Below are 25188 nucleotides of genomic sequence, written 5' to 3'. Positions count from 1 at the left end.
GAATGCGCTCCCTTAAGTAATATCGCCTGCCCGAATGACACGTTCGGAGCCATCCGCCAAGCGTAGACGCAGTGCCCCATCGGTTTCTTCAAGGCCAGCAAAGGTTCCCTCAATCCGGCTGCCATCTGTATCGTGGACCTTCACCGGTGAGCCGATTGAGTGGATTGAGCTTTTCAGAAATGCGCCAAGCGTGTGCGCAAGGCCAAAGCGGCGCCAATCGAATAGGTAGTGGTCAAATTTCGAGCTCAGGAGCTGGCCAAACTGCTCGACATCAGGCGCTGACGCAAAATCTGCGACAGCAGCAGTCTTTCGGTCCTGCAAACTTGGCGCTGCTGCCAAGTTCACCCCGATTCCAACAGCAACCGATTTACCAACCAATTCGAGCAAAATGCCGGAAAGCTTGCCTCCATTCAGAGCAACATCATTCGGCCACTTTAGCACTGGCCTCACGCTGGCGGGGACAAACTCACGCACCGCGTCAGCCACAGCCAGTGCGGCAACAAAGCTAAGCGAGGATGCGACTGGATCGCCATCCCGCAGCTCAACGACTGTGGAACCCATGAAGTTGCCAATACCATCGAACCACTCGCGCCCTTGTCTGCCCTTCCCTGCGCTCTGGCGACGAGCGACCAGCCAATGACCTTCACCCGGCGTATTGTCGGAGCGAACGGCAGACGCAAGATCGGCATTGGTCGAGCCGGTTTCTTCAACCAGCGTGATCTTTGAAATCGTGCTCAAACCGTCAGAAACAGCGCCGATGCGGCTTTATCAGCAAGGTCGGTAATCGATGGCGTCAGCAAGTAGCCTAAGGGCGAGATGATGAGGGCACACAAGAACAAGACTACCCAGTTTGCCTTCTCGCTCTCGCCCGTGACGACGCCTGCAGGATCATCGAAGAACATGACCTTCACGAACTTGATGTAGTAAAACGCACCGATCACGCTCGCAGCGATTGCGATTGCGGCGAAAGCGACAAGCCCTGCCTCTACCGTAGCCTGGAAAACCACAAACTTGCTGTAGAAACCCAACAGGGGCGGAATGCCAGCAAGACTGAACATCAGCAGCAACAGTGACCATGCGATGGCTGGACGAGTGACAGCCAGACCGCGAATATCGGCAAATGTCTCAAACAGCTTGCCGTCTTCACCGCGCAGCATCAGCAGGGCGACAAAACTGCCAAGGCTCATCGCGACATAGATGAAGAGGTAGACCAACATCGCACTCGCTCCAGCAGCCGTACCGACAGCAAGGCCAAGCAAAATAAAGCCGACATTGTTGATCGAGGAATAGGCCAGCAGACGTTTGAGGTTCTCCTGCCCAATCGCACCCAATGCTCCAAAGACGATTGAAGCAAGCGCGGTGAACATCACGATCTGTTGCCAAGCGGTGACTTGGCCACCGAACACTTCGAATACCACGCGTGCGGTTAGCGCCACTGCGGCAACTTTAGGCGCAGTCGCGAAGAAAGCAGTGACAGGTGTGGGAGCGCCTTCGTAGACATCGGGAGTCCACATGTGGAACGGAACCGCGGCGATTTTGAATGCAAGCCCTGCGAGCACGAAGATCAGGCCAAACAATTGCCCCGTTGAAAGCTCACCTTCCAATGCGGCGCGCACGCTGGCGAAATCAGTTGCACCGGTGAAGCCATAGAGCAGGCTCATCCCGTAGAGCAGGATACCCGAAGCCAGCGCGCCCAATACGAAGTACTTAAGGCCCGCCTCTGCCGAGCGCTGATCCTGACGCAGGATCGATGCAAGAACGTAGGCCGCAAGCGAATTCAACTCGAGCCCGAGATAGAGCGTAATAAAGTCGCTCGCTGAAACCATGATGCTCATGCCGAGCGTCGCGAACAGCACCAATACGGCGTATTCCGCACGCGTGCCACGCTCACTGCCAGCGGCTTCGCTATCAAAGAAAGCCGGTGCCACAACAAGCGCACCGATGGCGGCTAGGTAGATCAACGCCTTTGCAAACATCGCAAAGCTATCGACCTTCATTAGTGTGCCGAAAGCGTAAGTGTCTGGCCCATCCACTCCAAAGTGAAGCCCGGGGACCAGCAATAGGCCTGCGCCGAACAAAGCCGTAACCGCCAAGACAGCTGTGGTGCGGGCATATTTGTCACCCGCCCATGCAGCGACGAGCAATAGGAACAGGCCAGCGCCTGCTAGAACCAATTCGGGCATGACGAGTGCGAAGGAAGCTTGGAAGTCCATTAGTGCGCTCCCTCCCCATCATACTCGACAGCGTTTGCAGCCCCATCACGCGGAGTGCCCGCTGCAAGTTCTGCATCGCTAGCAGGAGCAGCGGCGGCAAGCTGCGCGTCAAGCACGGCAATGTCCGCGCGCATCGGTGCCAAGAAGCTTTCTGGATAAACGCCCATCCACAGCACCACCGCCGCAATCGGAACCATCATCGCCCATTCGCGCGGTTTGATATCGCTCATTGCGGCGGCGTCAGCATTCTTCTGATCACCAAAGGCGACCCGGCGATAAAGGTAAAGCATGTATGCAGCGCCAAGGATAATGCCGGTGGTGCAGATCAGCGCCACAAGGCTGGATGTTTGATAGATACCGGCAAGCGAGAGGAACTCTCCCACAAAGCCGCTTGTACCAGGAAGGCCGATGCTCGCCATTGTGAATAGCAGGAAGAAAATCGCGTAATACGGCATATTGATCGACAACCCGCCATACCGCTCAATCTCGCGCGTATGCAGACGGTCGTAGATAACGCCGACACATAGGAACAGCGCGCCAGACACAAGACCATGGCTCAGCATGATTAGCATGGCGCCTTCGAGACCCTGTACGTTGAAGGCGAACAGACCAACGGTCACAATCGCCATGTGCGCAACCGAAGAATAAGCGATCAGCTTCTTCATATCCGCTTGAACGAGCGCGACGAGCGAAGTGTAGACCACAGCGACCATCGACAGCGCAAATACGAACCATGCAAAGTCAGCGGACGCTTCTGGGAACATCGGCAGGCTGAACCGGATAAAGCCGTAACCGCCAAGCTTCAGCAGCACGCCTGCGAGGATCACAGAGCCCGCTGTTGGCGCCTGAACGTGCGCATCGGGCAGCCAGGTATGGAACGGCCACATCGGCACCTTCACCGCGAAACTCGCAAAGAACGCCAACCATAGCCATGTTTGCGCGCCCTCAGGGAAAGGATATTGCATCAGGGTTGGAATGTCAGAGGTGCCCGCTTCAGCAACCATCCAGAACATCGCCACCAGCATCAGCACAGAACCAAGCAGCGTGTAGAGGAAGAATTTGTAGCTTGCGTAGATCCGATTATCGCCGCCCCATACGCCGATGATCAGATACATCGGAATAAGGCCGGCTTCGAAGAATATGTAGAACAGGAAGATATCCTGCGCTGCAAAGGTGCCAATCATCAGCACCTCCATGAACAAAAACGCGCTCATATATTCGCCCACGCGTTTCTGGATCGCTTCCCAGCTCGCCAAGATACAGATCGGCATCAAGAAGACACTGAGCATGATCAGCAGCAACGCAATTCCATCAATGCCGAGCGCGTACGAGAAGCCCGCGAACAGTTCATAGGTCTCTTGGAATTGCCACTGCGCTCCGCCAATTTCGTAATTGGTCCAAAGCAGAACGCCGAGCGCGAATGTGACCAGAGTGCTGGTCAAAGCAATGCCGCGCGCAGCACCTGCGCCAGAAAACAGACACAGGATCGCACCTGCAAGTGGCACCAGCATCATGGTGGTGAGGATTGGAAAGTCCATTGCGCCGATGCCCCTAGAGCAGCACGTAAGTGACAGCGGCGATCAGCCCAAGAAGCATGATCAACGCATAGGTGTAAAGATAGCCCGACTGGATCGTCTTGGCAGCGACTGAGCCTCGCTCAACCACGGCGGCGATGCCATTGGGACCAAAGCGGTCAATCGTCCCTATGTCGCCCAGTTTCCAGAACTGACGGCCAAACCAGAAAGCGGGTTTGACGAAGATACGATCGTAAAGCTCATCGAAGTACCATTTGCGGAATACGAAATTGTGCAGCCAGCCAAAGCTTGCAACGAATTTGGCGGGAATGCCAGGCTTTGCGATATAGGCAACGTATGCGCCCGCAAGACCAAGCAGCATCACTACTGTCGCGGTTAGTTTCACCCAAAGCGGCACTGCATGCAGTCCGTGGATCAGCTCTGCGTTGAAGTAGATCGATCCACCCCAGAACGCGCCGTTCACAGCGTCCGACGCGCCGTCAATGAAGGGATACTTGTAAACAAAGCCTGCGAAGACCGCGCCCACCATCAGCACGAGGAGCGGCACCAGCATTGCCCATGGGCTTTCATGCGGCTGATAGCCACCTGTGGTGTCTTCGCCCGCTTCTTCAGGGGTTTTGTGAACGCTGTGCTGGATATGCTCGCTCTCAATCCAACGCGGCTTGCCCCAAAAGGTGAGGAACATCAGTCGCCAGCTGTAGAAGCTGGTAAGCAGAGCCGCGATCGCGCCAGCCCAGAATGCCATTTGCGAAATGCCCGTGCCGCGCGCCCAAGCGGCTTCAAGAATTGCGTCCTTCGAATAGAAGCCCGCAAAACCGAACACGCCGAGGATACCCACACCTGTAATGGCAAGCGTGCCTGCCATCATCGCCCAAAAGGTGATGGGAATGCGTTTTCTGAGGTCGCCGTAATAGCGCATGTCCTGCTCGTGATGCATTGCGTGGATGACTGAGCCTGCGCCAAGGAACAGCAGCGCCTTAAAGAATGCGTGCGTGAACAGGTGGAACATCGCAACGCCATAGGCACCTACACCTGCTGCGAAGAACATGTAGCCCAACTGCGAACAGGTTGAGTACGCGATGACTCGCTTAATATCCCACTGCGTCGTGCCGATAGTCGCTGCAAAGAAGCAGGTTGCCGCGCCCACTACCGTCACAATGGCAAGAGCAGTTGGAGCGGTTTCAAACATCGGTGAAAGGCGGCAAAGCATAAACACGCCCGCGGTCACCATAGTCGCTGCATGGATCAGCGCGGAAACCGGGGTCGGCCCCTCCATGGCATCGGGAAGCCACGTGTGCAGACCTAGCTGCGCCGACTTACCCATCGCGCCGATAAACAACAGGATGCACAATATATCCATCGTGTAGAGGCGCATGCCGAGGAAGGTGATCGTTGACCCGCTCATCGCCGGAGCCGCGTTCAAAATCTCTGGAATAGAGGTCGTCTGGAACACCAAATAGGTCCCAAAGATGCCGAGCATAAAGCCAAGGTCGCCCACACGGTTGACCACGAATGCCTTGATCGCAGCCGCACCAGCGCTTGGCTTTTTGAACCAGAAGCCGATCAGCAGGTAAGAGGCGAGACCCACACCCTCCCAGCCAAAGAACATCTGCACGAGGTTCTCAGCGGTCACCAGCATCAGCATCGCGAACGTAAACAGAGAAAGGTAGGCGAAGAAGCGCGGTTGATCCGGGTCTTCCTCCATATAGCCCCAGCTATAAAGGTGCACGAGCGCGGAAACGCTGTTGATCACAACCAGCATTACTGCCGTCAGCGCATCAACCCGCAATTCCCAATCGAAGGTGAGCGAGCCGGACTGTACCCATTTGAGAACAGGCACGACCTCGGCAGTCATGCTGCCGTTGAGAAAGCCGAGGAAAATCGGCCAGCTCAGCGCAGCTGAAAGGAACAGCGCACCAGTTGTGATCGACTTAGCAGCAGTGTTGCCAATGACGCGATTGCCCAGCCCTGCAATGATCGAAGCGACCAGCGGCGCAAAGACGATAATGAGGATCGTATCCACCGGTTCTTATCCCTTCATCCGGTTCACATCGTCGACCGCAATAGTGCCGCGACCACGATAATAGATGACAAGGATGGCAAGCCCGATGGCCGCCTCTGCTGCCGCAACGGTCAGCACCATCATGGCGAAGACCTGACCGACCAGATCGTTCATAAATGCGCTGAAAGCGACAAGATTGATGTTCACCGCGAGCAAAATCAATTCTACCGCCATCAAAATGACGATGACGTTTTTGCGATTGAGGAAGATGCCCAGCACGCCAAGCACAAACAGGATCGCGCCGACTACCAGATAATGTTCGATGCCGATGGTAGCCATTACAGCTCTACCCCCTGCCCGGTTTCCGGGTTCTTCAATACGGTGGCCTCCTCAGGACGGCGCGCGATCTGCTTGCCGATATCCTGACGTCCCCGCGCACCGGGCTTTGCCTCACGATGCGTGAGCACGATGGCGCCGATCATGGCGACCAGCAAAATTATCCCGGCAATTTCAAACAGAACGATATAGCGGCCATAGAGCAGCGCACCGATCGCCTCGATATTGCTCACGCCGGGTCTGCCGGTCGCAGCAGCCCCGTCCGGTGTACCCAGCTCAATGCCACCTGCCCCATACGCGCCAAGGCCAAGCACGAGCTCCGCCAACAAGATAAGCGCAATCGCGATGCCCAGCGGGAAATTTTTGATGAAACCGGCGCGCATTGCGGCGAAATCAATGTCCAACATCATCACCACAAACAGGAACAATACCGCGACCGCGCCGACGTAAACGATAACAAGCAGCATCGCGATGAATTCGGCGCCTACCAAAACCATGAGGCCAGCTGCATTGAAAAAGGCGAGGATCAACCACAGCACGCTATGCACTGGGTTGCGTGACATGATGACCATCACCGCGCTTGCGATGACCAGCCCTGCGAACAGGTAAAAGGCTAGTATCTGAATCATGATCCCTGTTTTTCCGTCCCGCGTGTCCCGTTGAGCAGGCCCCTAACGATAGGGGGCATCGGCTTCAAGATTGGCCGCGATGGCCCGTTCCCATTTGTCACCATTTGCGAGCAATTTTGCCTTGTCATAGAGCAGTTCCTCGCGCGTTTCGGTGGCGTATTCGAAGTTTGGCCCCTCCACCACGGCGTCAACCGGGCAGGCCTCCTGACAAAAGCCGCAATAGATGCACTTCGTCATGTCGATATCGTAGCGCGTGGTGCGACGCGAGCCATCTTCGCGCGGCTCACTCTCAATCGTGATCGCCTGCGCAGGGCAAACCGCCTCGCATAGCTTACACGCAATGCAGCGTTCCTCGCCGTTGGGGTAGCGCCGCAAGGCATGCTCACCACGAAAACGAGGACTCAGAGGCGATTTCTCAAACGGATAGTTGATCGTGACCTTTGGCTTGAAGAAATACTTCAAGGTCAGCGCATGCGCCTTCAGAAATTCCCAAAGTGTGAACGATTTGAGGAGCTGTGTTGCGGAGGTCATGGTGCGAAGTGTCCCGTGGCCATCAAATAGCCGGAGATAGCGGCGACGAAGAACAGGCTCATCGGCAGGAACACTTTCCAGCCAAGCCGCATCAGCTGGTCATAGCGATACCGCGGCACGGTCGCCCAGATCCAGCTAAACATGAAGAAGAACATGAAGGTCTTGAGCAGGAACCAGATGATCCCCGGCACATAATAGAGCGGTGCCCACTCAACAGGTGGCAACCACCCGCCGAAGAACAGCAGCGTGCAGAGCGAACACATCAGCAGGATATTCGCATATTCACCGAGCCAAAACAGCGCGAAGGCCATGGAGGAATATTCGGTTTGATAGCCAGCAACGAGTTCTGATTCCGCCTCGGTCAGGTCAAACGGAGCGCGTGCTGTTTCAGCCAGAGCCGAGATGAAGAACACCACAAACATCGGGAACAGCAGCAAGTTGAAGAAGAAACCGTTGACGACACCAAAGCCGTGGCCCTTCTGCGCCTCGACAATGCCGGTCATGTTGAACGTACCTGCCCATAGAACTACGCAAACGAGGATAAAGCCGATCGAGACCTCGTAGGAAATCATCTGCGCGGCGGCCCGCATGGCGGAGAAGAACGGATATTTCGAGTTCGACGCCCACCCGCTCATCACAACGCCGTAAACGCCCAATGAACTGATCGCGAGAATGTAGAGCAAGCCCACATTGATATCCGCCAGAACCATGCCCGCATCAAACGGGATCACCGCCCATGCGGCGAGCGCCACGGTAAAGGTAATAATTGGCGCGAGGAGGAAGATGCCCTTGTTCGCGGCGCTTGGAATGATGGTTTCCTGCAGGAAGACCTTTAGCCCGTCTGCGAAACTCTGAAGCAGCCCAAACGGCCCCACCACGTTCGGCCCACGCCTGAGCATAATCGCGCCCAACACCTTGCGGTCGACATAGATCACCATAGCAACCGCAAACATAACGAGCAGCGAGATCACAATGATCCCGGTCAGCGTCGCGACGGTCCATGCCCACTCATAAGACATACCGAGAGATTGGAAGAACTCGGTCATTCCGCAGCCTCCTTCAACTCATCACCGTGGAGCAGTTCTGCCGAACATTGCTGCATCACTTCGCTTGCACGCGCGATGGGGTTGGTGAGGTAAAAGTCCGCGATCGGATAGGCGTTGATCTCGCCTTCCGCTTTGGCCTTGCTGTCCGCCTTGGGCAACGCGCCGTAGTCTGCGAGGCCCTCTTCGCCCAGAGCAGGCACTTCAGCGATCATCTTGGCTTGGAGCGCTTCGAAGCTGTCGAAGCCTACTGTTACACCCAGAGCATCGGCTAGAGCCCGCAGGATAGTCCAGTCTTCACGCGCATCACCCGGTGCAAACACAGCTTTCTCAGCAAATTGCACGCGGCCTTCGGTGTTGACGTAGGTCCCGTCTTTCTCAGCATAGGACGCTGCTGGCAGGATGATATCCGCCGCATGTGCGCCTTTGTCCCCGTGATGGCCGATATAAACCTTGAGACTGTCGGCGAACGGCTCATAATCCAACTCATCCGCGCCGAGGCTCAGGAGCACTCTGGGTGACTTCTCAGCAATCTCTGCCATGCCGCCCGGTACGGTAAAGTCGAGCATCAAAGAGCCCATACGCGCCGCGCTCATATGGAGCACGTTGAAACCGTTCCAATCATCGCGAACCAGCTTGAACTTGTCGACCAGCTTCAAGGCCGCGCCAAGCGCACCCTTCGCCAAAGCCACGCCGCCCAGAATAACCGCCGGACGCTCCGCCACCTTCATCGCATCGCCAAGCGCCTTGGGCACGCGGTTCAGAACCTTCAGGTCTTCACCGAGGAACTCAGCCGGATAGGTCGTTTCCCACTCAGGACCGACCACAAACACTTTAGCGCCCGCCTTCACAGCCTTGCGAATGCGCGCATTCACCAGCGCCGCTTCCCAGCGGATGTGGCTGCCCACGATCAGGATCGCGTCTGCGGTTTCGATGCCAGCAAGCGTCGAGTTAAAGTTCACCGCCGCCATGTTCGACACGTCATAAGTCATGCCGGTCTGACGCGCTTCGAGCTTGGTCGAGCCGCAAGCGCCCAGCAGCGCCTTTGCCGCATACATCGTCTCGCAATCGACCATGTCGCCTGCGACCGCCGCAATGCTCGTCTTGTCATCGCCCAGATGCGAAGCAATGGCGTCAAACGCTTCGCTCCAATCCGAAGCCTGCAATTTGCCAGCCTTGCGCACAAATACCTTATCAAGGCGGCGCTTCATCAAGCCGTCAACCTGATACCGGCCCTTGTCAGAAAGCCATTCCTCGTTGACGTCATCATTGACCATCGGGAGCGCGCGCATGACTTCGCGGCCCTTGGAATGAAGCGAGATGTTCGCACCCACTGCGTCTGAGACGTCAATGCTCATCGTGCGCTTCAATTCCCACGGACGCGCTTCGAAAGCATAGGGTCGTGACGTCAATGCGCCGACTGGACACAGATCAATCACATTGGCAGACAGCTCGTGCGCGGCCGCCTGCTCCAGATAAGTCGTGATCTGCATATCTTCGCCGCGATAGAGCGCGCCGATTTCGTCCACGCCCGCAATCTCCTCAGAGAAGCGAACACAGCGCGTGCAGTGGATGCAGCGGGTCATGACCGTCTTGATCAACGGGCCCATATACTTTTCAGTCACAGCGCGTTTGTTCTCAGACGTGCGGCTCGTGCCCTTGCCATAGGTCATCGACTGGTCTTGCAGATCACATTCGCCGCCCTGGTCACAAATCGGGCAGTCGAGCGGGTGGTTGATGAGGAGAAACTCCATCACCCCTTCGCGTGCCTTCTTGACCATCGGCGTATCGGTGCGGATTTCCTGACCGTCGCCAGCTGGCAGAGCGCAAGACGCCTGTGGCTTTGGCGGCCCCGGCTTCACTTCGACCAGACACATGCGGCAATTGCCCGCAATGCTGAGGCGCTCATGATAGCAGAAGCGCGGAATTTCCTTACCCGCAGCCTCACACGCCTGCAAAACAGTCGCGCCAGCTGGGACTTCGATCTCTTCGCCGTCTACGGTTACCTTAGGCATGGGTTACTCCGCTGCCTCCGCGAATTGTGCATTGTGTTCGTGAATGCGCCGCTCAAGCTCGGGGCGGAAATGGCGGATTAGGCCTTGAATTGGCCAAGCGGCTGCATCGCCGAGCGCGCAGATTGTGTGGCCTTCGACCTGCTTTGTTACTTCGTGCAGCATATCGATTTCCTCGATCACGGCATCGCCAGTGCGCAGGCGCTCCATCATTCGCCACATCCAGCCTGTGCCTTCGCGACAAGGCGTGCATTGGCCGCAACTCTCATGCTTGTAGAAATAGCTAAGGCGGCTAATTGCTCGGACGATGTCGGTCGACTTATCCATCACGATCACTGCCGCTGTGCCTAAACCTGAACCAAGATCCTTCAGCCCGTCAAAATCCATATGCGCATGGCGAATTTGCTCGGCAGGAACCAGCGGCACGGACGATCCACCGGGGATCACCGCGAGCAAATTATCCCAACCGCCGCGGATACCGCCGCAATGCTTTTCGATGAGCTCTTCAAACGTGATGCTCATCGCCTCTTCAACAACACAGGGCTGTTCTACGTGGCCGCTGATTTGGAACAGCTTGGTGCCCGCATTATTCTCGCGCCCGAACGAGCTGAACCAGCTTGCCCCGCGCCGCAGGATCGTTGGGACTACTGCAATGCTCTCAACATTGTTGACCGTCGTCGGGCAGCCATAGAGGCCAGCGCCTGCAGGGAATGGCGGCTTGAGGCGTGGTTGACCCTTTTTGCCTTCAAGGCTCTCAATCATCGCGGTTTCTTCGCCGCAAATGTACGCGCCGGCTCCACGATGCATAAACACGTCAAAGTCGTAGCCTGAGCCGCTCGCATTCTTGCCGATCAGACCCGCATCATAAGCTTCGTCGATGGCTTTCTGGAGCGTTTCAGCTTCGCGAATATATTCGCCGCGAATATAGATATAGGCCGCACGCGCTCGCATTGCGAAGCCAGCAACCAAAGCGCCTTCGATCAGCTTGTGCGGATCGTGACGGATAATCTCACGGTCTTTGCAAGATCCAGGCTCAGATTCGTCGGCGTTGATAACGAGGAAGCTTGGACGGCCATCCTTGCTTTCCTTTGGCATGAACGACCATTTGAGGCCTGTGGGGAAGCCTGCCCCGCCCCGCCCGCGCAATCCGCTTGCCTTCATCTCTTCGATGATCGCATCATTGCCGCGCTGGATCAGAGCCTTGGTATTGTCCCAATCACCGCGCTTTTGCGCAGCTTTGAGGCCCCAATCCTGGAAGCCATAAACATTGGTAAAGATGCGGTCCTTATCAGCCAGCATCGTTCGATCCCTTCTTTCTGGCCAGCTTTAACTGACGCAAAGTAAGCACCTGAAAAATAAGCCCCATCGCCATCAGCGCGATGCCAATCTCACGCGAGCCTGTTGCCGCGAGCCAAGCGCCCGCGCCAAAACCGGCAAGGCCTGCAATCATAAGAGCGAGGACGCCGCCGTTCATGATTCCTCTTCCTCTTGCGTGAGGTAGACCAGTCCGACGATAGCCAGCCCCAGTCCCGAAGGTGCGAACACCCATCCAACCGTCAGTCCCAACGCAAGTGCTAAACCCGCCCCGGAGACGAGGAAACTGATGCCGAGAGCCTGATTATTCGTCTTATCCGCCATTACCAATCACCCCGATAATCGTGATTGGCGTCGACCATTTCAGGAAGGCTGGTAACGCCATCCTTGGGCTCTGACGTGTGGCGGCCCGGCTCTTGCGTACCGGTCTTGGGTTGCTCGCCCTTAGCCAGCGCATCAAGAACAGCATCAAGCCGCTCTTCCGTCAGGTCTTCATAATTGTCATCGTTGATCTGGACCATAGGCGCTGTGGCGCAATTGCCCATGCATTCAACTTCTGTGAGGGTCCAAAGACCGTCTTCAGAGACTTTACCAAAGTCCATTCCACGCTTTTTGCAGGCGGAGATAATGTCATCAGAGCCGCGCAGCATGCATGGCGTCGTACCGCAGACCTGCACGTGATATTTCCCGACCGGCTTCATATTGTACATGAAGTAGAAGGTCGCGACTTCGAGCACGCGGATCACCGGCACGTCGATATATTTAGCTACATATTCGATCACCGGCAGCGGCAGCCAGCCCTGCGTATCGGTCTCTTCGCCAACCTGACGCTGAGCCAAATCAAGCAGTGGCATGGTCGCCGATTTCGCCCGACCTTCCGGGTATTTAGCGATGTGATAGTCAGCCGTCTTCTTGTTTGCAGGGGTCCACTCAAAGTCCCCCCAACGCGCACGAAGCTCCGGCGTATCAGGTGCGGGTGTACGGTCAGCCATTGCCAACGTCCTTTTCGCGCGGTGTCACGACAATTCCGGCAGCAGCTACTATGATGGATGCGCAAACCAGCCAGATGAGAGGACCGAGGTCGTTTGCACCAAGGAAGTGCAGCGCAAGCAGCACACCAAGGATAGCAAGACCAATCGAATTCAGCAGGCGTCTGGTCACCGATCACACTCCCCAAACACCACATCGATCGCGCCGAGGATGGCGGTCGCGTCAGGCAGCATATGGCCTTTGCTCATGAACTCCATCGCTTGCAGGTGCGAGAATGCCGTCGGGCGGATTTTGCAGCGGTAGGGTTTGTTCGAGCCATCGCTCACTAGGTAAACACCGAATTCGCCCTTGGGGCTTTCCGTTGCGACGTAGACTTCGCCTTCAGGCACGTGAAAGCCTTCGGTGTAGAGTTTGAAGTGGTGGATCAGGCTTTCCATCGACTGCTTCATCTCGCCGCGCTTTGGTGGGGAGACCTTGCCATCGGTGCTCGCAATCGGGCCTTGCGGCATATCGCGGATGCACTGCTTGATAATCTTCGCGCTCTCGCGGATTTCCGCGATGCGAACCATGAAACGGTCATAGCAATCCGAATTGGTGCCAACCGGAACATCGAAATCCATCCGGTCATAGACATCGTAAGGCTGCGACTTTCGCAGATCCCACGGGATACCCGCAGCGCGGATCATCGGGCCACTAAAGCCCCATGCGACCGCATCATCACGGCTCACGACTGCAATATCGACGTTGCGCTGCTTAAAAATACGGTTGTCGATCACCAGGCTCATCGCGTCATCGAAAAGCTGGAAGAATTTATTGTCGAGCCAGTCGCCAATGTCGACCAGCAGCTTCTCAGGCACATCCTGATGCACACCGCCCGGACGGAACCATGCCGAGTGCATGCGCGCACCAGAGGCACGCTCAAAGAAGTTCATGCAATCTTCGCGCAGATCCATGATCCACAGGTTAGGCGTAAACGCACCCACATCGAGCACATGAGCGCCCATATTGAGCATGTGATTGCAGATGCGGGTCAGCTCAGCGAACAACACGCGAAGATATTGCGCCCGCTCTGGCACTTCGATGTTCAGCAGTTTCTCGATCGCGAGCACATAGGAATGCTCCTGACAAAGCGGCGAGCAATAATCCAAGCGGTCAAAGTATGGCAGCGCCTGAAGGTAGGTCTTCTGCTCGATCAGCTTTTCAGTGCCGCGGTGGAGCAAGCCAACATGCGGATCGATCCGCTCGATCACTTCGCCATCCAGCTCCATAACCATCCGCAAAACGCCGTGCGCCGCTGGGTGCTGGGGTCCAAAGTTGATCGTGTAATTTGTGATTACATCGCCTTCGGTGGTTGGCGACTGTTCGAGTTCGACGCTCATTCGCCATCTCCCTCTTCGATTTCAAATTCCACGCCATCTTTGGGCGGCGCGGCTTCGTCTTTTTCCTCAGCTTCTGGAGCAGGCTCTTCGGCCTTCTCATCACCAGGAAGGACGTAGTCAGAGCCCTCCCAAGGAGAGAGGAAGTCGAAAGTGCGCATGTCCTGCGGCAATTCTACCGGCTCATACACGACGCGCTTTTCATCTTCGGAATAGCGCAGTTCCGTATGGCCCGTCATCGGGAAGTCTTTGCGGAACGGATGCCCTTCAAAGCCATAATCGGTGAGGATGCGGCGAAGGTCGGTGTTGCCGTCAAATACGACGCCGAACATGTCGAACACTTCACGCTCAAGCCAACCGGCATTCGGCCACAGCGTCGTGACCGTGGGAACAGGCGTTGCCTCATCTGTCGAACACTTCACCATGATCCGGTGGTTCTTGGTCAGCGAAAGCATCATGTATACGACTTCAAAACGCTCAGGCCGCGACGGATAGTCGGCGCCCGCAATCTCCATCAATTGCTGATAATCGTGCTCATCGCGAAGGATTTTGAGCACATTGGCGATCTCTTCCCGCTTAACGGTAAAGATGATCTCGCCATGCTTTTCCTGCGCGGCATCGACCCATACGCTGATGCTTTCCGAAAGGGCATCAATCACGCCTTCGTTCGATGCATATTTGGGGGCGGAGTGGAGGAATGTCATTATATGCCGCTCCTAACGCTCAATCGTGCCGACGCGGCGGATTTTGCGCTGCAATTGCATCACGCCGTAAAGCAGCGCTTCGGCCGTTGGAGGGCAACCCGGCACATAAATGTCCACTGGTACAATCCGGTCGCAACCGCGCACCACACTGTAGCTGTAGTGATAATAGCCCCCACCATTGGCGCAGCTGCCCATGCTGATCACATATTTGGGATCAGACATCTGATCATAAACCTTGCGAAGCGCAGGCGCCATTTTGTTGCAGAGCGTGCCCGCCACGATCATCAAATCAGACTGACGCGGCGATGCGCGCGGGGCAGCGCCGAAACGCTCCATATCATAGCGCGGCATGTTCACGTGGATCATTTCCACCGCACAGCATGCAAGACCAAAAGTCATCCACCACAGCGAACCGGTGCGCGCCCATTGGAACACGTCTTCTGTTGATGTGACGAGGAAGCCTTTGTCATTCACTTCGGTTTGAAGCGCATTGAAATAATCTGCGTCAGGTTGACGCACTTCGCCGCCCTGAGCGGTCGGCATGGAAGCCGCCGCTTCAGCAGCGTTAATTGGCGCAGTGGGCGGGATAATTGTGGTGTTGCTCATTCCCAGTGCCTCATTCCCAATCAAGGGCTCCCTTCTTCCATTCATAAGCAAGCCCGATTGCGAGAATGCCGAGGAAGGTCATCATCCCGATCCAGCCAACCCAACCCGTTTCGCCGAGGCTAACAGCCCATGGGAACAGGAAAGCGGCTTCGAGATCGAAGATGATAAAGCTAATCGCCACGAGGTAAAAGCGTACATCAAACTGACTGCGCGCGTCTTCGAACGCGGGGAAGCCGCACTCATACTCCGATAGCTTTTCAGCGTCTGGATTGTGCGAACCGGTTAGGCGCGACACGCCCATCGGCAGAAACACAAACAACACTGAAAGCCCGAAGGCGATAAAGATGAAGAGCAGTATCGGCAGATACTGAGCAAGGTCTATCACGGCGACTGTCCAAGCAAGTTGATCCCAATGCGCAGCCCTTAGGCCCGAGACGCCTACGGTGCAAGGGTTCGACTCGGGCAAAGCTGAGCATATTTGTTGCGTAAAATCGAACCAAGCTGAACAGGAAAGTCAATTCCCGGAAAGCCCTAAGGGTAGCACCGGGAATTGAGAGCAATTAGGCCGCCTATTTCATCATCTGTCCGGCAGCTTTTTCTGTGGCTTTGCCGTACGGTGGTTTGAACCCGCCAAGTTTCGCAATATCAATCTTTGGTTGGTGATACACACTGCGGGCATGGCTGAACTCGCGGAAGCCTTCGACCGCGTGATAACTGCCAATGCCCGATGGGCCGACACCGCCAAATGGCAGGTCTTCCATCGAGACGTGGAAAATCACGTCATTGGTCGTCACGCCGCCAGAGATTGTGCGGGTGAGCACGCGCTCTTGCTCGTCTTTGTCATCGCCGAAGTAATAGAGGCCGAGCGGGCGATCATGCTCATTTACGTAATCCACCGCCTCATCGACCGCGCGATAGGTCTTCACCGGCAGAACGGGACCAAAAATCTCCTCCTGCATCGCTTCCATTTCCTCGGTCACGTTTTTGAGGATGGTCAGCGGCATTTTGCGCTGGTTGGCGTTCGTGAAATCCTCATTGCCGGGATTGACTTCGATCACATCAGCACCCTTGTCGCGGGCGTCCTCGACCAAGCCTTGGAGCCTCTCAAAATGCCGGTCGGAGACAACGGAAGCGTAATCCTCGTTCTCAAGCAGTGTGGGATACATATTCGCAACGCCATTGGAGACGCCAGCAACCGCTTCGTCCTGCATATCTTCAGGCACATACATATAGTCGGGCGCCAAACAGATTTGGCCTGCATTCATCATCTTGCCCAAAGCGATACGCTCGCCTGCCTTGGCGAAGTCCGCGCTGCGGCCCATGATCACCGGTGACTTGCCACCGAGTTCCAGGGTGACAGGAACAAGGTTCTTCGCCGCTGCCTCCATCACGCGCTGGCCTGTCGCGGTTGAACCGGTGAAGACGAGGTGATCAAACTTGAGCGAGGAGAAAGCCGCTGCGACTTCTGGACCACCAGTGACCACGGCCACTTCGTCCGGTGTAAAGTACTCCTCGACCAGCTCAGCCATCAGCAGACTTGTACGCTCAGTAAATTCGCTCGGCTTGATCATCGCGCGATTGCCTGCAGCGAGCACCTGCATCAGCGGTGAAAAGGCGAGGTTTACGGGGAAGTTCCACGGCGAGAGGATGCCGATCACGCCCTTGGGTTCATAACGGACCTCTGCCTTGGCACCCAGTAGTCCAAGCGGAAACTGCACTGGGCGACGCTCTGTCTTGGCCCATTTGTCCATGTTCTTAAGCGCGTGCTTGCCCGCGCCAACTGTGCCAGCAATATCAGTGATCATACTTTGCGAAGGTGAGCGATTGCCGAAATCGGCGCTCATTGCTTTGCAGAGCGGCTCCGCGTGCTCTTTCAGCAAGGACATCGCGCGTTTGATACGATCTTTGCGCAGCGACATGCTTTCAGGGCGCGAGGCGGTGAATGCGTCGCGTTGCAGCTTTAGCAGCTTTTCCAGTTCTTCGCGCCGATCATCAGCCATGTTAGTTCCCTCTTCCCGTTTCGATTTGCCACCGTTGTTGCGCAAAGTCGCACGACTGGCAAGCTCAGCAGGGCTCAATGCAAGAGCGATTGCCAATGCCGCAGTGCAGCACTACATCGCTCGCAACAGATAAATCCCCTCGCAAAAGGAACCCATCATGGCCCAGTTCTCCGCAGCCGATCCGATTGTTATCCTCTCTTACGCCCGAACTCCGATGGGCGGGATGCAAGGCGCTTTGTCGGATGTGTCAGCAACTGACCTAGGCGCAACAGCAGTGAAGGCGGCGGTCGAGCGTTCGGGCGTAGCGCCTGAAAAGTTTGATCGCACTTATATGGGCTGTGTCCTGCCAGCGGGTCTAGGTCAGGCCCCTGCCCGCCAGGCATCTATCAAGGCGGGCCTTCCCAAATCCGTTCAAGCCACCACGGTGAACAAAGTGTGCGGATCAGGCATGCAGACCGTGATCATGGGTTCGGAAGCCTTGGCAAGCGGCACTGTCGATTACGTCGTGGCTGGCGGAATGGAGAGCATGACCAATGCGCCATATCTGCTCAAAAAACACCGTTCGGGCGCGCGCATCGGCCATGACACGACTTACGATCACATGTTCCTTGATGGACTGGAAGACGCCTATGAGGAAGGCCGCGCCATGGGCACCTTTGCTCAGGACACGGCGAACGAATATCAGCTGACGCGCGAAGAACAGGATGCCTATTCTATCGAATCTCTGACTCGTGCCAATGCCGCGATTGAGAGCGGAGCGTTTGCCGATGAGGTGGTGCCAGTCACATTCTCCACCCGCAAAGGCGAAGTCACCGTCGACACTGATGAGCAGCCTAGCAAGGGCCGCCCAGACAAAATTCCAACCTTGCGCGCGGCCTTTGCCAAGGATGGTACGATCACCGCAGCAACCTCCAGCTCAATCTCAGATGGCGCAGCCGCAGTGGTTCTGACCCGCGAAAGCGTTGCCAAAGAAAACGGCCAAGAGCCTGTTGCCAAGGTCGTCGCAATGGCAGCCCATGCCCGCGAGCCGAAAGACTTCACCGTTGCTCCCGTGGGCGCGATTGAGAAAGTCCTTAACAATGCAGGCTGGTCAATCGACGATGTAGAGCTGTGGGAAGTCAACGAGGCCTTCGCCTGCGTTGCCATGTTTGCAATGCGTGACATCGGTATCGACCATACCAAGATCAACGTGAATGGCGGCGCCACCGCTTTGGGTCACCCGATTGGTGCATCAGGCACCCGCATCATCGTGACTTTGATCAATGCGCTCAAGAACCAAGGCAAGACAAAGGGCGTTGCCAGCCTATGCATTGGCGGCGGTGAAGCGACAGCTATTGCGGTTGAATTGGTCTAGACTAACCGTCCGAGGGTAGCGGCACAGTTTCGATCGAGGGGCCGGCAGCTTCGGCGTCCGCCCCAACCTCGCCTGTGCCCCAAAGGCGCTCCATCGCGATCCAACCCGAGCGGCCAGCGATTTCGATCTCGCAAAAATTCTCACGACACCGGATGAGATCACCAACGACGCCTGGCTCCGCTCGCCATTGGAGCGCGCTAGACGCGCTTGGTTCTGCACGCAGATCGACAAGGCCGTCCCCGATCACCATTGCGCCCAAACGCAATGTGGTCTGGCTGGCGGCTACCCAGCCCTGGGTTCCTTCATGGTCACGGATGAGCAGCCACCCCTCGCGCCGCCGGATAACCTGCACGGGCAGACCTTTACGGCGATACACCCAGTCGATCTTGTATTCGCGACTGGGCCCAACGCGCATATTGACCTCATCAAAGCGCAATGTGCGCCAATGCGGGGCATCGGTGTCTTGCGCATTGGCGGATTGAGCGCCCAATCCAAGCAGACAAGCGGCCAGCAAACCGAAGACGAAGAAGAAACGCATGATAACCATAGCTAGCCGCGAATAGCCGCCCTCGCCTGCACTCTTCAAGCCCCTCAAATGTATCCGCCTTTGCCATGTGTCAATGTGAGATCGGGACGCAGTTGCGAGGGGTGCTTGACCACTTGCCCAATAACATCTTAGCGCATGCGGAATGGCAGACACACATACCCCTCCACAATTCCCAACAGGCAAACCCAAGGTCGTGGTCACACGGCATTTGATGCCCAGTGTTGAGGCGCGGATGAATGAACTGTTTGATGCGGTCTTGAACGAGAGCGATGAACCGATGAGCCGCGAGGCTTTGATCGCGGCGATGCAGGAATGCGACGTTCTGGTGCCAACGGTGACGGATCGGATCGATGCAGAGATGATCGCAAATGCTGGTGATCGACTGCGCCTAATCGCCAGCTTTGGAGCCGGGACCGAGCATATTGATCTGGCTGCGGCTGCCAGTCGCCGCATCATGATCACGAACACTCCCGGCGTTTTCACGGACGATACTGCTGATATCGCAATGGCCGGGATCATCGGCGTTCCACGCCGTATCCGCGAGGGCACAGCGCTGGTCCGTAAAGGCGAATGGACCGGCTGGGCACCTTCTGGCCTGCTCGGGCGTAAACTTAGCGGAAAAGTCCTCGGCATCGTTGGGATGGGACGGATAGGCCAAGCTGTTGCCCACCGTGCGCGCGCTTTCGGCCTTGAAGTTGCCTATTACAATCGCAAGCAATTGCCCCAAGCGGTTGAGAGCATGCTCAGCGCGCGTTTTATTGGTGACCTCGACGCGCTTATGACCGAGGCGGACATTCTATCACTTCACTGCCCGCTGACGGAAGACACGCGCGGTTGCGTGAACGCGAGGCGTCTGGCTTTGATGAAACCCGGCGCAAGCATCATCAACACCGCGCGTGGCGAATTGATCGATCAGGAGGCTTTGATCGGCGCTCTGTATTCCGGCCACCTCGCCGGTGCAGGCCTCGACGTTTATCCAGATGAGCCCAATGTCGACAAACGATTGCTGCAACATCCCAACGTCATGACCCTGCCTCATATTGGTAGCGCCACTGCCGAAGGGCGCGAGGCATCGGGCGAAAAAGTGATCGCCAACATCCAATTCTGGGTCAACGGTCATCGCCCGCCAGATCAGGTTTTGACCGCACTTGTGGGTGGATAATCACCGGCTCTTGCTAGGCTGACAAAACTGCCCTTATCAGACCGTTCAAAACGGGAGCGGTTAGGGATATGAAACTTACAACCAAGCTAGGGGCTTGCGCAGGATTGTTGTCCTTTGCAGCGCCTGCCTATGCGCAGGTTCCAGCAAGTGACACAGGCGATACAGGTTGGATCCTCGCCTCTTCTGCCCTCGTTCTATTAATGACGCTGCCCGGGATTGCCTTGTTCTATGGCGGCCTTGTTCGGTCAAAGAACTTGCTTTCCGTTGTGCTGCAATGTGCAAGCGTTGCTGCGATCGCGACTTTAGTTTGGGTCACGTTCGGATACACGCTGGCATTCGGCCCGGTCTCCGATGGTTGGATAGGCGGCGGCGCTGCATTGATGCTGAGCGAGCTCGGCGTCGTGCGCGACGGGACAACTGTTCCGGAAAGCGCTTTTGCACTGTTCCAGATGACTTTCGCGGTGATCACCCCCGCTTTGATGGTCGGCGCATGGGTGGAACGGGCGCGTTTCCCGTGGGTGCTGGGCTTTTGCGCGTTATGGGTGCTAATCGTTTACGCGCCGGTCGTGCACTGGATTTGGGGTGGTGGCTGGCTTGCGAGCCAGTTCGGCACGCTCGATTTTGCAGGTGGTATCGTGGTGCACACAACCGCAGGTGTGTCAGCACTCGTGATCGCCATGCTGCTTGGTCCGCGCAAAGGTTTCCCGCAAAAACCCATGCTGCCCCACGCTCCGACTTTCACTGTGATTGGTGCTGCCTTGCTGTGGGTCGGTTGGTTTGGTTTCAACGGGGGCTCCGCACTAGGCGCGAACGACAATGCCGCGTCCGCCATTCTTTCCACCCATGTCGCCGCAAGCGCCGCAGCCCTCACATGGTTGCTGGCAGAGCGCGTTGCGCTGGGAAAACCGACCAGCATTGGCTGGGCAACCGGCGCGATTGCTGGACTTGCCGCGATTACTCCGGCTGCGGTCTTTGTCTCTCCGGGCGCGGCCATTCTGATCGGCGCGCTCTCAGCACTCGTCTGTTACGGAGCGATCCAACAGGTCAAGCATCGCTTTAAGATCGACGATTCCTTAGACGTCTTCGCGGTTCACGGCGTGGGCGGTATCTTGGGTTCACTCCTGCTTGCCGTTTTCATCGCACCAGAATTGGGCGGGACCGGCTATTTCGGTGAAGCAACAATGGCGAGCCAGCTTAGCGCACAGGCCATCGGTATCGGCGCGGTCATGGTGTGGAGCGCAGTTGGCAGCGCGATCATCGCATTGATGGTCAGCCTAGTGTTCCCAATGCGCGTGACTGAGGATGAGGAGACGGAAGGCCTCGATTTGTCCAGTCACGGCGAGCGTGCATGGGATATGGATTAGGGCTGCGTTTGGCTGAGCTGCTCGCCCAAAATCTGAACCACGCTGTCAATCGAGCGGCGGTCTGATCCAAAGGCAAAGTGGCGCGTTTCAACCTCAATTTCGACATCGCGCTCCCCCGCCTGACCGCGCGCGCATTCCGGAGCAATCACGCCGTCATTGCGTGACCAAAGGGCGACTGTGTGCATGGGCGGTTTCACGCTGGGATCGTCAGCCAAAGGCGGATTGTCGACCGTGTGATCGTTCATCACATTATACACCCGCCAGGCATTGTTCGCATGACGACTGCCGGAGAATGGCGAGCCCATCGTCATCACCATTTGAACTTGCTCGGGATGGCGCTGGGCAAGCACGCGCGAATATAGGCCACCGAGGCTCCAACCAAGCAGAACGACTTTCGAATCATGCCGCGCCTGCACCTGCGCAAGTCGGTTCTCCGCTCGCTCGAACACTTCAGGTGTAACTCCAGTGACGAAGCCGAGCTCAGATCCGTAAGTTGGGTAGCCATGCGCGCTGAGCGTTTTGCGCAGGAGCGCGGTCGCATAGTCGCTCGACATGATACCAGGGACGACCATAATTGGCGGCCAAGGCCCTTTTGGAGCGACCGGCTCTCTCACTTTTGCCCTGCGGATCGGTCCCGACCAGATCTGCGCCAAATGCGGCAATTCGCGCAGCCAAAGCGATAAAGGGGGCGGCTTGGCCTCGCTCATAGTTTCAGCGCGTAGAGCTTGTTGAATTCACCCGGAATGTAGCCTGCAAAGCTTTCACAAGGGGTAAAGCCGAAACTCTTATACAGCCCAACTGCGGCCTCAAATACTGGGCCCGATCCTGTTTCAAGCTTGATCTCAGCAAAACCCAGATCGCGCGCGCGGGCAATCAAGTGCTCCAGCATCGCCTTACCCGCGCCTTTACCCCGAGCATCAGGATGGGCACGCATGGATTTGATTTCGCCAAATTTATCATGCTGCTTCAATGCCCCAATGGCGAGCAGCGAACTGTCTTCCCATGCGGCGAAGACTTCAATCTCAGGCACTTTCAGTCCAGATAGATCAAGCACATGGCAGGTGCCTGGCGGCGAAAACTGCTCCATCTCTCCATGATGCAGTTCAAGCAGCGCGATGACTTCGGGGTCTGAAAGGTCGCTGGTCCGGATTTTCATCGTGCCCTCGTTCATTCAATCGGCTTACTCTCTAGCTTCTCAAGTCGGCTTCGCAACTTTGTCCATTCTCTGTCGACATGACCCTGAATAAATACGCGCTGTGCCAAGTTGTTTTGAACCGAGCCGCGCTTGGCGATCACACGTTCTTGAATGAAATCATTGGGCCACCCCGCCCAGTCGCCAGCCACGTCAAATAGGTTGAAGAGAAAGGCTGGAGCAACTTCATTGCGATAGATCCACTCTAGAGTTTCGATCGAATAGTGAGAGCGGCCCAAAGCGGACGCCATACTGTCATATTGTTCGTCATCGAACCAAGTGTCGAGGAAGGTATCCGATAAAATCGCCCATACCGGTAGCCGATTGGCAATTTCCTCTTTGCTGAGCTCTTCCAACCTTAACCGTGGAATTTGGAGAGCAACATCGAACCATTCGTTCCGCCAAAGCCAAAGCTATTGGTCATCACCGTATCCAGCCCTGCATTTTCAACCAACTGCGTGGCGATTTCTTCAGGCTTGAGCGCGGGATCGAGGGTCTCAACATTGATCGAAGGGATGATGAAATCATTGTCTAGCGCGAGCAGGCAATAGACCGCCTCTTGTGCGCCCGTTGCGCCTTGACTGTGACCGGTCATCGACTTGGTTGAGCTGACTGGCGGTGTGGAGCCATCGCCGAAAACACGGCGAACTGCTTCGATTTCACCCACATCACCCACTGGCGTCGAAGTGCCATGGGCGTTGATGTAGCTGACCTTGCGATCTTCGCTCAAGGTTTTGATCGCGCCGCGCATCGCCCGCTCTCCGCCTTCGCCAGAGGGCGCGACCATGTCGGCACCATCTGATGTTGCGCAGAAACCAGTGACTTCGGCATAAATCTTCGCGCCGCGTGCCTGTGCGTGCTCAAGGCTTTCGAGCACCACGATCGCGCCGCCGCCGCCGATCACGAAACCATCGCGGTCCGCGTCAAAGGCGCGTGAAGCGCGTTCCGGCATGTCGTTATACTTGCTCGACATCGCGCCCATCGCGTCAAACAGGCAAGAAAGCGTCCAATCGAGCTCTTCGCCGCCGCCGCCAAACATCACGTCTTGCAGGCCCAGCGCGATCTGCTGAGCAGCCATGCCGATGCAATGGAGCGAAGTCGAACACGCCGATGTGATTGAGAAATTCATGCCCTTGATCTGATAGGCCGTCGCGAGGTTCGCACTAACGGTAGAGGACATGGTCTTAGGCACAGCGAACGGGCCGATACGCTTGGTCGAACCGTTCTTCAGCACCGTTTGATGCGCGGTCAGCATAGCGGAGGTTGATGGACCACCAGAGCCGGCAATCACGCCCGTCATCGGATTGATAACGTCTTTCTCGTCCAGCCCAGCATCCGCAATCGCCTGACCCATGGCGATATGAGCATAGGCCGCGCCCGGCCCCATGAAACGCAGCGTGCGTTTATCGACGTGCTCTTTCAGATCGAGGTCCACTGCCCCCGCGATCTGAGAGCGAAAGCCGTGTTCGGCCATGTCTTCGTTGAATGTGATGCCTGACTTGCCCGCTTTTAGCGATGCCAGAACCTCTTGGCTGTTGTTCCCAATTGAGGAGACAATCCCCAGTCCGGTTACGACGACGCGACGCATGTAATTCCCCTAAGCTCTCTGGCCTATTTGCACTTCCGAGCGATTTTACGCCTCAGACAGAGCGACTTTCATATCTTTAACTTGATAGATGACTTCGCCATCGGCCTCTACGCGGCCATCGGCAACGCCCATGGTAAGGCGACGGGTCTGCACCGCCTTCGTAAAGTCGACGTAATAGGTCAGCATCTTGCGCTCAGGCCGGACCATACCGGTCAGCTTTACCTCGCCAACGCCAAGAGCATATCCGCGACCCTGCCAACCACGCCAACCAAGGTTGAAGCCAGTCAATTGCCAAAGGCCGTCAAGGCCAAGGCAGCCTGGCATGATCGGGTTACCTGGAAAGTGGCAATCAAAGAACCACAGGTCGGGATTAATATCGAATTCGGCCACGACATGGCCTTTGCCATGCTGCCCGCCATCGCCTGAAATATCATTGATCCGGTCCATCATCAGCATGGGAGGCTCGGGCAATTGCGCGTTGCCGGGGCCAAACAATTCACCCCGTGCGCATTTCAACAGCTCATCTCGATCAAAGCTGGTTGGAAAATCTGTCATGCCCGTCAACTGCTCCTTGCCCGTTGGTACTTTGGCTGGTGCAGCGCGGATGCCCCCCGCATTGGCGCTGCGTTCATCTGGGGGTCACATAAGCAGACGAGTGGCGCTAAGCAACGGTTTCCGGTCCTTGGAGGT

Annotated in this window: 27 protein-coding genes; 3 read left to right on the top strand and 24 right to left on the bottom strand. The window is 56.6% G+C overall.

The window, feature by feature from the left end:
• Positions 1-12: 12 nt before the first annotated feature.
• The 18 genes from AC0V6N_RS05265 to AC0V6N_RS05180 all read right to left on the bottom strand — a co-directional run bounded on the left by AC0V6N_RS05265 (position 13) and on the right by AC0V6N_RS05180 (position 17336).
• Positions 13-738, bottom strand: coding sequence for a biotin--[acetyl-CoA-carboxylase] ligase (locus tag AC0V6N_RS05265; protein ID WP_486170539.1), 726 nt, complete (start codon positions 736-738; stop codon positions 13-15).
• Positions 735-2213 (bottom strand): NADH-quinone oxidoreductase subunit NuoN, encoded by a 1479-nt coding sequence (gene nuoN / locus AC0V6N_RS05260; RefSeq protein ID WP_486170538.1) that lies wholly within the window; start codon positions 2211-2213, stop codon positions 735-737. Before nuoN ends, AC0V6N_RS05265 begins: the two co-directional genes overlap by 4 nt.
• Positions 2213-3751, bottom strand: coding sequence for an NADH-quinone oxidoreductase subunit M (locus tag AC0V6N_RS05255; RefSeq protein ID WP_486170537.1), 1539 nt, complete (start codon positions 3749-3751; stop codon positions 2213-2215). Before AC0V6N_RS05255 ends, nuoN begins: the two co-directional genes overlap by 1 nt.
• Positions 3752-3764: 13 nt before the next feature.
• Positions 3765-5771, bottom strand: a complete 2007-nt coding sequence (gene nuoL / locus AC0V6N_RS05250; RefSeq protein ID WP_486170536.1) for an NADH-quinone oxidoreductase subunit L — start codon at positions 5769-5771, stop codon at positions 3765-3767.
• A gap of 6 nt (positions 5772-5777) precedes the next feature.
• A complete protein-coding gene (gene nuoK, locus AC0V6N_RS05245) occupies positions 5778-6089 on the bottom strand; it encodes an NADH-quinone oxidoreductase subunit NuoK (protein ID WP_486170535.1) in 312 nt (103 codons plus the stop codon).
• Complete coding sequence (locus AC0V6N_RS05240) at positions 6089-6715, bottom strand: NADH-quinone oxidoreductase subunit J (RefSeq protein ID WP_486170534.1); 627 nt, start codon at positions 6713-6715, stop codon at positions 6089-6091. Before AC0V6N_RS05240 ends, nuoK begins: the two co-directional genes overlap by 1 nt.
• 42 nt (positions 6716-6757) lie before the next feature.
• Entirely contained in the window at positions 6758-7246 is a 489-nt protein-coding gene (gene nuoI / locus AC0V6N_RS05235; RefSeq protein WP_218405600.1) for an NADH-quinone oxidoreductase subunit NuoI, read from the bottom strand.
• Positions 7243-8292 carry an NADH-quinone oxidoreductase subunit NuoH gene (gene nuoH / locus AC0V6N_RS05230; protein ID WP_486170533.1) on the bottom strand — a complete coding sequence of 350 codons (1050 nt, stop codon included), beginning with the start codon at positions 8290-8292 and terminating at the stop codon, positions 7243-7245. Before nuoH ends, nuoI begins: the two co-directional genes overlap by 4 nt.
• Positions 8289-10304, bottom strand: a complete 2016-nt coding sequence (gene nuoG / locus AC0V6N_RS05225; RefSeq protein WP_486170532.1) for an NADH-quinone oxidoreductase subunit NuoG — start codon at positions 10302-10304, stop codon at positions 8289-8291. Before nuoG ends, nuoH begins: the two co-directional genes overlap by 4 nt.
• 3 nt (positions 10305-10307) lie before the next feature.
• A complete protein-coding gene (gene nuoF, locus AC0V6N_RS05220) occupies positions 10308-11600 on the bottom strand; it encodes an NADH-quinone oxidoreductase subunit NuoF (protein ID WP_486170531.1) in 1293 nt (430 codons plus the stop codon).
• Positions 11590-11775, bottom strand: coding sequence for a hypothetical protein (locus AC0V6N_RS05215; protein WP_486170530.1), 186 nt, complete (start codon positions 11773-11775; stop codon positions 11590-11592). Before AC0V6N_RS05215 ends, nuoF begins: the two co-directional genes overlap by 11 nt.
• A 163-nt stretch (positions 11776-11938) precedes the next feature.
• Complete coding sequence (locus AC0V6N_RS05210) at positions 11939-12607, bottom strand: complex I 24 kDa subunit family protein (RefSeq protein ID WP_486170529.1); 669 nt, start codon at positions 12605-12607, stop codon at positions 11939-11941.
• On the bottom strand, positions 12600-12776 hold the full coding sequence (locus AC0V6N_RS05205) for a hypothetical protein (protein ID WP_486170528.1): 177 nt from the start codon (positions 12774-12776) through the stop codon (positions 12600-12602). Before AC0V6N_RS05205 ends, AC0V6N_RS05210 begins: the two co-directional genes overlap by 8 nt.
• On the bottom strand, positions 12773-13984 hold the full coding sequence (locus AC0V6N_RS05200) for an NADH-quinone oxidoreductase subunit D (RefSeq protein ID WP_486170527.1): 1212 nt from the start codon (positions 13982-13984) through the stop codon (positions 12773-12775). The genes AC0V6N_RS05205 and AC0V6N_RS05200 overlap by 4 nt, the downstream gene beginning before the upstream one ends.
• Entirely contained in the window at positions 13981-14685 is a 705-nt protein-coding gene (locus AC0V6N_RS05195) for an NADH-quinone oxidoreductase subunit C (protein WP_486170526.1), read from the bottom strand. Before AC0V6N_RS05195 ends, AC0V6N_RS05200 begins: the two co-directional genes overlap by 4 nt.
• Positions 14686-14697: 12 nt before the next feature.
• Complete coding sequence (locus tag AC0V6N_RS05190; RefSeq protein WP_486172427.1) at positions 14698-15228, bottom strand: NuoB/complex I 20 kDa subunit family protein; 531 nt, start codon at positions 15226-15228, stop codon at positions 14698-14700.
• A gap of 73 nt (positions 15229-15301) precedes the next feature.
• On the bottom strand, positions 15302-15676 hold the full coding sequence (locus tag AC0V6N_RS05185) for an NADH-quinone oxidoreductase subunit A (RefSeq protein ID WP_486170525.1): 375 nt from the start codon (positions 15674-15676) through the stop codon (positions 15302-15304).
• Positions 15677-15860: 184 nt separating this feature from the next.
• Complete coding sequence (locus AC0V6N_RS05180) at positions 15861-17336, bottom strand: coniferyl aldehyde dehydrogenase (protein WP_486172426.1); 1476 nt, start codon at positions 17334-17336, stop codon at positions 15861-15863.
• Between the two features lie 112 nt (positions 17337-17448).
• On the opposite strand from AC0V6N_RS05180, the gene AC0V6N_RS05175 reads away from it, so the two are divergent.
• Positions 17449-18645, top strand: coding sequence for a thiolase family protein (locus tag AC0V6N_RS05175; protein WP_486170524.1), 1197 nt, complete (start codon positions 17449-17451; stop codon positions 18643-18645).
• A 1-nt stretch (position 18646) separates the two neighbouring features.
• On the opposite strand, the gene AC0V6N_RS05170 is transcribed toward AC0V6N_RS05175, so the two are convergent.
• Positions 18647-19231, bottom strand: coding sequence for an SH3 domain-containing protein (locus AC0V6N_RS05170; RefSeq protein WP_486170523.1), 585 nt, complete (start codon positions 19229-19231; stop codon positions 18647-18649).
• Between the two features lie 103 nt (positions 19232-19334).
• Between AC0V6N_RS05170 and AC0V6N_RS05165 the strand changes: the two genes are divergently transcribed.
• Positions 19335-20354: a 2-hydroxyacid dehydrogenase gene (locus tag AC0V6N_RS05165; protein WP_486170522.1), complete on the top strand. Its 1020-nt coding sequence runs from the start codon at positions 19335-19337 to the stop codon at positions 20352-20354.
• Between the two features lie 68 nt (positions 20355-20422).
• Positions 20423-21718 carry an ammonium transporter gene (locus AC0V6N_RS05160; RefSeq protein WP_486170521.1) on the top strand — a complete coding sequence of 432 codons (1296 nt, stop codon included), beginning with the start codon at positions 20423-20425 and terminating at the stop codon, positions 21716-21718.
• Here AC0V6N_RS05160 and AC0V6N_RS05155 read toward each other — a convergent pair.
• The 5 genes from AC0V6N_RS05155 to fabA are packed head-to-tail and all read right to left on the bottom strand — an operon-like array spanning position 21715 to position 25053.
• The gene (locus AC0V6N_RS05155) at positions 21715-22425 is read right to left on the bottom strand and encodes an alpha/beta fold hydrolase (protein ID WP_486170520.1); all 711 of its coding nucleotides are present in this window, start codon (positions 22423-22425) and stop codon (positions 21715-21717) included. The genes AC0V6N_RS05160 and AC0V6N_RS05155 overlap by 4 nt on opposite strands.
• Positions 22422-22874: a GNAT family N-acetyltransferase gene (locus AC0V6N_RS05150; RefSeq protein WP_486170519.1), complete on the bottom strand. Its 453-nt coding sequence runs from the start codon at positions 22872-22874 to the stop codon at positions 22422-22424. Before AC0V6N_RS05150 ends, AC0V6N_RS05155 begins: the two co-directional genes overlap by 4 nt.
• Before the next feature lie 11 nt (positions 22875-22885).
• Positions 22886-23266: a DUF7079 family protein gene (locus AC0V6N_RS05145; RefSeq protein WP_486170518.1), complete on the bottom strand. Its 381-nt coding sequence runs from the start codon at positions 23264-23266 to the stop codon at positions 22886-22888.
• Between the two features lie 2 nt (positions 23267-23268).
• Complete coding sequence (locus AC0V6N_RS05140; RefSeq protein WP_486170517.1) at positions 23269-24498, bottom strand: beta-ketoacyl synthase N-terminal-like domain-containing protein; 1230 nt, start codon at positions 24496-24498, stop codon at positions 23269-23271.
• A 45-nt stretch (positions 24499-24543) separates the two neighbouring features.
• A complete protein-coding gene (gene fabA / locus AC0V6N_RS05135; protein ID WP_486170516.1) occupies positions 24544-25053 on the bottom strand; it encodes a bifunctional 3-hydroxydecanoyl-ACP dehydratase/trans-2-decenoyl-ACP isomerase in 510 nt (169 codons plus the stop codon).
• Positions 25054-25188 lie beyond the last annotated feature (135 nt).

It is taken from the genome of Erythrobacter sp. S57(2025) (assembly GCF_057365055.1).
Note: the sequence above shows the minus strand (reverse complement) of the source record. Positions and strands in the feature narration are given on the sequence as shown.

What these genes read in the sequence shown, in the direction of transcription:
- nuoN (WP_486170538.1), bottom strand. Translation starts at nt 2,213, where the DNA reads ATGGACTTCCAAGCTTCCTTCGCACTCGTCATGCCCGAATTGGTTCTA.
- AC0V6N_RS05255 (WP_486170537.1), bottom strand. Translation starts at nt 3,751, where the DNA reads ATGGACTTTCCAATCCTCACCACCATGATGCTGGTGCCACTTGCAGGT.
- nuoK (WP_486170535.1), bottom strand. Translation starts at nt 6,089, where the DNA reads ATGGCTACCATCGGCATCGAACATTATCTGGTAGTCGGCGCGATCCTG.
- AC0V6N_RS05240 (WP_486170534.1), bottom strand. Translation starts at nt 6,715, where the DNA reads ATGATTCAGATACTAGCCTTTTACCTGTTCGCAGGGCTGGTCATCGCA.
- nuoI (WP_218405600.1), bottom strand. Translation starts at nt 7,246, where the DNA reads ATGACCTCCGCAACACAGCTCCTCAAATCGTTCACACTTTGGGAATTT.
- nuoH (WP_486170533.1), bottom strand. Translation starts at nt 8,292, where the DNA reads ATGACCGAGTTCTTCCAATCTCTCGGTATGTCTTATGAGTGGGCATGG.
- nuoG (WP_486170532.1), bottom strand. Translation starts at nt 10,304, where the DNA reads ATGCCTAAGGTAACCGTAGACGGCGAAGAGATCGAAGTCCCAGCTGGC.
- nuoF (WP_486170531.1), bottom strand. Translation starts at nt 11,600, where the DNA reads ATGCTGGCTGATAAGGACCGCATCTTTACCAATGTTTATGGCTTCCAG.
- AC0V6N_RS05215 (WP_486170530.1), bottom strand. Translation starts at nt 11,775, where the DNA reads ATGAACGGCGGCGTCCTCGCTCTTATGATTGCAGGCCTTGCCGGTTTT.
- AC0V6N_RS05210 (WP_486170529.1), bottom strand. Translation starts at nt 12,607, where the DNA reads ATGGCTGACCGTACACCCGCACCTGATACGCCGGAGCTTCGTGCGCGT.
- AC0V6N_RS05200 (WP_486170527.1), bottom strand. Translation starts at nt 13,984, where the DNA reads ATGAGCGTCGAACTCGAACAGTCGCCAACCACCGAAGGCGATGTAATC.
- AC0V6N_RS05195 (WP_486170526.1), bottom strand. Translation starts at nt 14,685, where the DNA reads ATGACATTCCTCCACTCCGCCCCCAAATATGCATCGAACGAAGGCGTG.
- AC0V6N_RS05190 (WP_486172427.1), bottom strand. Translation starts at nt 15,228, where the DNA reads ATGCCGACCGCTCAGGGCGGCGAAGTGCGTCAACCTGACGCAGATTAT.
- AC0V6N_RS05175 (WP_486170524.1), top strand. Translation starts at nt 17,449, where the DNA reads ATGGCCCAGTTCTCCGCAGCCGATCCGATTGTTATCCTCTCTTACGCC.
- AC0V6N_RS05165 (WP_486170522.1), top strand. Translation starts at nt 19,335, where the DNA reads ATGGCAGACACACATACCCCTCCACAATTCCCAACAGGCAAACCCAAG.
- AC0V6N_RS05160 (WP_486170521.1), top strand. Translation starts at nt 20,423, where the DNA reads ATGAAACTTACAACCAAGCTAGGGGCTTGCGCAGGATTGTTGTCCTTT.
- AC0V6N_RS05155 (WP_486170520.1), bottom strand. Translation starts at nt 22,425, where the DNA reads ATGAGCGAGGCCAAGCCGCCCCCTTTATCGCTTTGGCTGCGCGAATTG.
- AC0V6N_RS05150 (WP_486170519.1), bottom strand. Translation starts at nt 22,874, where the DNA reads ATGAAAATCCGGACCAGCGACCTTTCAGACCCCGAAGTCATCGCGCTG.
- AC0V6N_RS05140 (WP_486170517.1), bottom strand. Translation starts at nt 24,498, where the DNA reads ATGCGTCGCGTCGTCGTAACCGGACTGGGGATTGTCTCCTCAATTGGG.
- fabA (WP_486170516.1), bottom strand. Translation starts at nt 25,053, where the DNA reads ATGACAGATTTTCCAACCAGCTTTGATCGAGATGAGCTGTTGAAATGC.